Annotated in this window: 1 protein-coding gene; it reads right to left on the minus strand. The window is 51.8% G+C overall.

Annotation, left to right across the window (positions count from 1 at the left end; genetic code table 11):
- On the minus strand, positions 1-448 hold a 448-nt coding region (locus tag M3175_RS25565; RefSeq protein WP_251524605.1), incomplete at both ends, for a DUF4126 domain-containing protein.

The raw sequence follows: 448 nt of genomic DNA on the forward strand, positions 1-448 counted from the left end.
CGCTGCCCCTGTCTCTGCTACGGAAACAGCGGGATTTGCCAAGCCGCCCGTCGTCGCAGTCGAAGCCACGCGCGTGGTGGCAGCTGTACCTTTTATCGTAGCCGCGGCGCCGCCGCCAGCCATGATCGCTAGCGCCCAAGTCATGGCAGGACTCATATCGGTCAATGTCGAAGCCATGACCAATGTTCCTGCAATCCCTGCAAGCGGTACAGCAACCGTATCCAAAACATGATCAACCAACGGAATTAAATAACTGATCGACTCTGCAATACTGGCTACACCCAAAATAATTAATGCAGGCGTAGAGCCTACCCACTGCCAACTATCATTAAGGGGAATGATATGAAAATACGCGGCACAGCTGAGCGCAAACAGCGGTACAAACACACGAAACCCGCTACTTGCCGCCAAGCCAATCCCAAGAAAAATACTTAAAATCATTTCAGTT

The sequence above is a fragment of the Robertmurraya korlensis genome (genome assembly GCF_023715225.1).
GTDB lineage: Bacteria > Bacillota > Bacilli > Bacillales > Cytobacillaceae > Robertmurraya_A.